This is a genomic window from Kribbella sp. (assembly GCF_035655035.1).
Taxonomy (GTDB): domain Bacteria; phylum Actinomycetota; class Actinomycetes; order Propionibacteriales; family Kribbellaceae; genus Kribbella.
The window spans coordinates 1-4,161 of sequence record NZ_DASRVN010000689.1 but is presented as its reverse complement, the minus strand read 5'-3'; the positions used below and the strand labels follow the sequence as shown (position 1 = coordinate 4,161).

Here is a 4,161-nt window from a genome sequence, read left to right as displayed (position 1 = left end):
ACGGCCTCGGCGTCCGGTGGCGTGTGGGCCGCCACCCACGCGAACAGCTCCGCCGGATCGATGCTGCGCTGGTTGCTCGGCAGCTCACACGATCCGTGGACAATGACGTCCATTTCTCGGGATTCGAAGTAGTCGGCCCCTAATTCGTCGAGCTGTGCATCGAACCACGGCGGGGCGAACACGGCCAGCCGGTGCACTCCGAGTGCGGTGAACCCGGCGACGGCCGCTGAACATGCCGACACCACCGGGAGACCGCCCGTGAGCTTCGCCAGCCGCTCCTCGACCTCGCGCTCGCCGTCCGGGCCGACGACGTACGACGAACTCGTGAAGCCGACGCCGATCGCGGCGATCGGTGCCGCGGCGAGCAAGGCCGTCGCCTCGTCGATCGCCGGCGGTTCGACGAACGCGCGGACCGGAGCAAGCGGGATGGTCGGATCCATCTGTCCGCCCATGGCCATCGCCCCGAACGGCACCCGCGCCGCGTGCACCCGGACACCTTCCGGTGCCATCGCCTGAAGCTCCGACTCGGGTCCGACGTCCGCGTGCGGCACCAAGACCCCGACCCGGGCCCGAACGTCCCAGCCGTCCGACTCCCACATGAGCTCCTCCTTCTCCCGTGGAAATGAGTATGCGCCGGGATTCGTCGCGTCGGTGCGGCTTGACCTAGACAGCGGTCTAGCTTCTAGCCTTCGGACCGGCACGCAGTACCACCGAGACCAGGAGACTTCATGCGCTATCGCACGCTGGGCGGGACCGGGATGGAGGTCAGCTCGCACTGCCTCGGGACGATGATGTTCGGCAGCGAGGGCAACCCCGACCACGAGGACAGCATCCGGATCATCCACGCCGCCCTGGACAGCGGGATCAACTTCGTCGACACCGCCGACATGTACTCCGCCGGCGAGTCCGAGGAGATCGTCGGGGCGGCGTTGAAGGGACGGCGCGACGACGTCATCCTCGCGACCAAGGGACATTTCCCGCTGGACGACGACAACGTGCGGAACCGGCGGGGGAACTCGCGGCGCTGGATCACCCGCGCGGTCGAGGACAGCCTGCGGCGGCTGGACACCGACTGGATCGACCTGTACCAGGTGCACCGGCCGGACCACACCACGGACCTCGAGGAAACGCTGTGGGTACTGAGCGATCTCGTCTCCGCCGGCAAGATCCGCGCCTTCGGATGCTCGGCCTTCCCGGCCGAGGAGCTGGTCGAGGCGTACCACGTGTCGGAGCGCCGCGGGTACGGCCGGTTCCGGACCAACCAGCCCGTCTACTCGATGATCGCCCGCGGGATCGAGCGCACCATCCTGCCGGTCTGCCATCGGCTCGGCATGGGCGTCCTGACGTACAGCCCGCTGGCCTTCGGGTTCCTGTCCGGCAAGATCCGCAAGGACCAGCCGATCGACCTCAGCACCGGCCGGGCCGCGATGTTCCCGGCCCGCTTCGACCCGTCGCTGCCCGGGAACGCCGCGAAGTACGACGCCGTCGAGCAGCTGATCAAGGTCGCCGACGACCTCGGCGTCACACTGCCTGAGCTCGCGCTCGCCTTCGTGACCAGCCACCCGGCCGTCACGTCCGTCATCTCCGGCCCGCGCACCATGGACCAGCTGACCGGTCTGCTCAAGGCTGCCGACCTGACCCTCGACGACGGCACGCTCGACCGCATCGACGAGATTGTCCCCCCAGGCACCGACCTCTACCAGGCAGTGTGGGCGGCCGATCCCCCGTCGCTGACCGACATCTCCCAACGCCGCCGCCACCCCTCGGACCGCTAGCCCCCACGCGCCCGGCGCAGTCCCCTTTCGCGAAGTGTGGCCGGAGGACTGAGCCGTGCGGCTGCGGTGGCGGCGCGGCCAGACTGCGAGGGCGCCGGCGGCGTACACCTCAGCGCGGAGGTCGCGAGGATGGTCGTGGGCGAGTAGTGGCCGACCGCGAGGGCGTCAGCCAGCCGGAGAACCAGCAGGCCGAGTCGGCCGTCACGCAAGCCCTCTGGGTACGCCGAAGCGCCGTCGAGGACCTGCCTGAGACGGCCGGGCTGTGGGTCGAGCGCGGGTGAGCTCGCCACGGCGAGCGCTGAAACTCCCAGGTCCCGGCGCAGACCCTCCTACAGTGGCCGGTCCCCGTCGTACTGCGTCAGCCCAGTTCGTGGCGGACGTACTCGGCGAAGGTGGTGGGCTCTCGGTTGAGCAGCCAGCGCAGCACGTTGGGATTGCCGAGGATGCCGTAGCGGTCGTAGTGGTTGACCAGCCGGATGAAGCCGTCGATCGTGTAGTCGGGCGCGTTCGTGGGGAGCACCGCGTCGACAGGGACCTGTTCCGCACGCACCGCAGCGCCGGCGACCTCGGTCAGGATGTGGGCGATGTCGTGCGCGGTGAGGATGTCGGTGCCGCACAGCTCGTACGTCGCCCACTTGTGCTCCTGTGGTGCTGACAGGACAACGGCGGTGGCGGCGCCCACATCGGCGAGGTCGACGAACGACAGCGGCCGATCCAGCGAGTACGGCTGCCGGAATCGGCCATTGTCCACGCAGTCAGGCACGTGCACGTTCTGCATGTAGTGCATGGGTTGCAGGATCGTGAACGGAAGTCGTGAGGCGAGCAGGTGGCGTTCGACGGCGAGTTTGGACTGGTGGTTGAGCAGAGGTTCGAGTTGTGGGTGGGTAACTGACATCAGCACCACGTGCTCGACGTCCACGCGCTTGGCAGCGTCGATGACGTTCTGGCCCATGGTGATCTCGCGTGGGTGCATCGGTGGACCGATGTGGACGACGGCGCTGCAGCCGTCGAGTGCAGCAGGCAGCTCGTCCGGATGCGTCAGGTCGGCGACGACCACCTCGCGGGCCCCGTTCGTTCGGGCAGTCTCGGCACCCGCGTCGGAATGCGCGATCGCCCGCACGGCGAGGCCAGCCGAACTCATTGCGCGCAGCACGTGCCGACCGGTCTTACCCGCGGCGGCGGTGATCGCGATCATGGCTTCCTTTCCCTGCGTTGTTCATGTTCGTGTCAGCGGGCTGCGGAGAGATACCGCGGCGCGAGTTCGGACCGGTTTCCGTCGACCACCAAGGTGCGTTCTATCTCCTGGAGTCGGTCCAGTGCCTCGTCGTCGGGAAGCCCCGGCACGCAGATGATCTCGCCGCGCTCGACGGCGACCACGGTCGCGGCGGCAACGGCTTCGGCGGACATGATGCGCGGCTGGCCGTGGTGGTTGGCGCCACCGGACCACTCCGTGGCAACGCGGCCAGGGCAGACCACGGTGGCGCTGACTCCGGTCCCGGCCAGCTCGTGGGCCAGCGTGCGGGTGAATGCCACGGTGGCCGATTTCGCCGCGACGTACAGGGTTCGAGGAGGCATCGGTACCGGGCCCAATTCGCTCAGTCCTGAGCTGAACGCCAGCAGTGAGGCCATCGTGACGATGCCGCCTTGTCCTTTGTCCAGCAACGAGGGCAGCACTGCCTGGGCCAGGGTGATCGGCGCGGTCGCGTTGAGCCGCCACAGCCTGTCGAGGTCCGCGGCCGACACCTCGTGCAGCGGTGCGTACCCTCCCGCGCCGGCGTTGGAGATCAACAACCGAAGGTCGCCCCGCGCTGCACGGTCGGCGGCAGCGGCCAGACCCTCCGGGCTGGCGAGGTCGGCAGTGATTATCTCTACCATCGCGCCGCGCTCCTCCGCGCGTACGGCGACCTGTTCGAGGCGGTCGCGTCGTCGGGCGAGCAGCACAAGGTCGTACCCCTTGTCGGCAAGGGTGTCGGCGAGTGCGGCGCCGATGCCGCTGCTGCTTCCGGTAATCAGAGCAAGCGGACGAGGTGACATACCGCGATATTATCAAGTCCTTGATAAGCCGCAAGCCCTAGATATGGTTCAACTGCTGTAACTTTGGGGTCATGAGCAGCAGTTCGACGCCCGGCACGCCACCTGCGGACGACGAGGTTTTCGCTCGGGTCGCGTGGGCGTTGCGCCGCGCCGAGCTCAACCTGCAGACGGCCAAAGAACGTCCCCTGCGGAAGGTCGGCGTACCCAGCGCCCACTACTCGGTGCTGATCAGCCTGCAGACCAACCCGGGTCTGACCGGCGCAGAGCTGGCCCGCCTGATGAGCATCACGCCGCAGGCTGTGGCGCTGCTGGTCGGCAAGCTGACCGACCGAGGGCTGGTCGAGCGCCGCGC

Annotated in this window: 6 protein-coding genes; 3 read left to right on the top strand and 3 right to left on the bottom strand. The window is 68.3% G+C overall.

The features are described 5' to 3' along the window. A partial coding sequence (locus VFF46_RS35880) for a maleate cis-trans isomerase (protein ID WP_325041707.1) occupies positions 1-599 on the bottom strand: 599 nt, incomplete at its 3' end. Positions 600-728: 129 nt separating this feature from the next. Here VFF46_RS35880 and VFF46_RS35875 point away from each other — a divergent pair. Next, a complete protein-coding gene (locus VFF46_RS35875; RefSeq protein ID WP_325041706.1) occupies positions 729-1,775 on the top strand; it encodes an aldo/keto reductase in 1,047 nt (348 codons plus the stop codon). A gap of 146 nt (positions 1,776-1,921) precedes the next feature. Then, on the top strand, positions 1,922-2,056 hold the full coding sequence (locus VFF46_RS35870; protein WP_325041705.1) for a hypothetical protein: 135 nt from the start codon (positions 1,922-1,924) through the stop codon (positions 2,054-2,056). Positions 2,057-2,133: 77 nt separating this feature from the next. Here VFF46_RS35870 and VFF46_RS35865 read toward each other — a convergent pair whose 3' ends face one another. Together VFF46_RS35865 and VFF46_RS35860 are read right to left on the bottom strand one after the other, a co-directional pair. Next, positions 2,134-2,970, bottom strand: a complete 837-nt coding sequence (locus VFF46_RS35865) for an SDR family oxidoreductase (protein ID WP_325041704.1) — start codon at positions 2,968-2,970, stop codon at positions 2,134-2,136. A 32-nt stretch (positions 2,971-3,002) separates the two neighbouring features. Next, positions 3,003-3,809 (bottom strand): SDR family NAD(P)-dependent oxidoreductase, encoded by an 807-nt coding sequence (locus tag VFF46_RS35860; RefSeq protein ID WP_325041703.1) that lies wholly within the window; start codon positions 3,807-3,809, stop codon positions 3,003-3,005. Positions 3,810-3,880: 71 nt separating this feature from the next. Here VFF46_RS35860 and VFF46_RS35855 point away from each other — a divergent pair. Further along, on the top strand, positions 3,881-4,161 hold a 281-nt coding region (locus VFF46_RS35855; RefSeq protein WP_325041702.1), incomplete at its 3' end, for a helix-turn-helix domain-containing protein.

Excerpts from the sequence above, each read along its gene's own strand:
- VFF46_RS35860 (WP_325041703.1), bottom strand. The coding sequence starts at position 3,809 with ATGTCACCTCGTCCGCTTGCTCTGATTACCGGAAGCAGCAGCGGCATC.
- VFF46_RS35865 (WP_325041704.1), bottom strand. The coding sequence starts at position 2,970 with ATGATCGCGATCACCGCCGCCGCGGGTAAGACCGGTCGGCACGTGCTG.
- VFF46_RS35875 (WP_325041706.1), top strand. The coding sequence starts at position 729 with ATGCGCTATCGCACGCTGGGCGGGACCGGGATGGAGGTCAGCTCGCAC.